Genomic DNA, 1314 nt, shown 5'->3' with positions numbered 1-1314 from the left:
CTTGCGCTTGCAGGCGGAGGTACCGGTGATACCCTCATCCGCGAAGATATCCGCCATCGTCCAGTTGGGATTTGCCATGATCTTTTCCGTGTAGTATGCTTTCTGGTTTTCATAGCTGCCAAGCTGTTCATCTTTTTTGGTGGACACACGGCAGTATGCAGCTACCCGGAGATTTTTCTTCTTTTCCTGATCCTGCGGCGATTCCTCCTTTGCAGGGATGATAATGACCTTCGGTTCAGGGCGGGTCTGCGTCATGCATCATCACACTCCTCTAAGACTTGATTATTTTTCAGCAGGACCTTGACCGTCTTACTGCCATACGTGATTTTCCGGACACTCTGCCGCAGAAGGTTCGCATCCATCTCTTGCATCTTTGCCTGCCGTCCGAAGATGCTGCGGAGCCGGTGGGCTTCGTATTCCTCCATCTCTACGCTCACAAGGGTCAGTACCGCCAACTCCATTGCCTTTTGGCGTGCGATTTCTTCATCCACAGGAGGTGTCTGCAGCAACTTGTCCAGTTCCAGCCGGCGTTGCCTGATGTCTTCCGTGGTGGGAACACCGGATGATTCTATCTTAATGAGCTGCGGATCATCGACCACCTGATTCAGTATCTTGAGGACTCTTCGTGCTACGCTGTCGGGTACGATGCCGCCGCACAGCTTGCGCAGCTCCTTTTGCACAGGTGTCTGCTTATACTCAGGGCGCATCTCTTTTCTGCGTTCCTGGGCAGCGTGGAATTGCTCCGTCGGGATGAGCGCGGGAAAATACTTCTCACCAATGTATCGGTCATCCTCTAAAATCCGTGCTACCATATTTTTGTTCCAAGGCTTGTCCACATCGTAGGGAACATCCTCCGCCTGAAGCTGCTCGGTAAGCTGCTTGAAGGAAGCTCCGGCAAGGTATTGCAGGTAGATGCTCCGTATCGTTTCTGCCTCCTGCGGCTGCGGCACGATCTCGCCAAACTCCATCTTGTAGCCAAATGGCTGTTTTCGATTTCCCATTATCTTTGCGTCCTTTCTATTTTTTCTGTGACCTCCAACCCGTTGAGAAGCCGGAAGCGCAGTGTTTCATTGTCCACGACCACGATTTTCTCGACCATATCGCTGAATAGCTGCTCATCGAAGTCATCCAGCCAGTCCGGTCCGCTTTCGAGAACATCCAGTAGGTCTTGTGTTTGCTGGATGGTATGATCCTCCTCAGACCGCAGGATGCGTTCCTTTTGGAGCTTTAGTTCCCGGCGGCGCTCCGCAAGCAGATTGCCGCGGGATATAAAAATGTCAGGATCGACGCTGCCCTGCTGCTTGAGCTGGGTCA

Annotated in this window: 2 protein-coding genes and 1 pseudogene; all 3 read right to left on the bottom strand. The window is 52.5% G+C overall.

Annotation, left to right across the window (positions count from 1 at the left end):
• Window positions 1-255: recombinase family protein (locus H8Z83_RS19075; protein WP_187016474.1), on the bottom strand; the 255-nt coding region annotated here is incomplete at its 3' end.
• Window positions 252-1001 (bottom strand): recombinase family protein, encoded by a 750-nt coding sequence (locus tag H8Z83_RS19070; protein WP_187016473.1) that lies wholly within the window; start codon window positions 999-1001, stop codon window positions 252-254. The genes H8Z83_RS19075 and H8Z83_RS19070, both read right to left, overlap by 4 nt.
• Window positions 1001-1314: pseudogene (locus tag H8Z83_RS19065) on the bottom strand (recombinase family protein); the annotation flags it as partial. The pseudogene H8Z83_RS19065 and the gene H8Z83_RS19070, both read right to left, overlap by 1 nt.

The sequence above is a fragment of the Dysosmobacter segnis genome (assembly GCF_014297285.1).
GTDB lineage: Bacteria > Bacillota > Clostridia > Oscillospirales > Oscillospiraceae > Oscillibacter > Oscillibacter segnis.
The sequence above is the reverse complement of the archived record's forward strand: the minus strand, read 5'-3'. Positions and strand labels throughout refer to the sequence as shown.

Coding starts and splice junctions, on each gene's coding strand:
- H8Z83_RS19070 (WP_187016473.1), bottom strand. CDS start 1,001: ATGGGAAATCGAAAACAGCCATTTGGCTACAAGATGGAGTTTGGCGAG.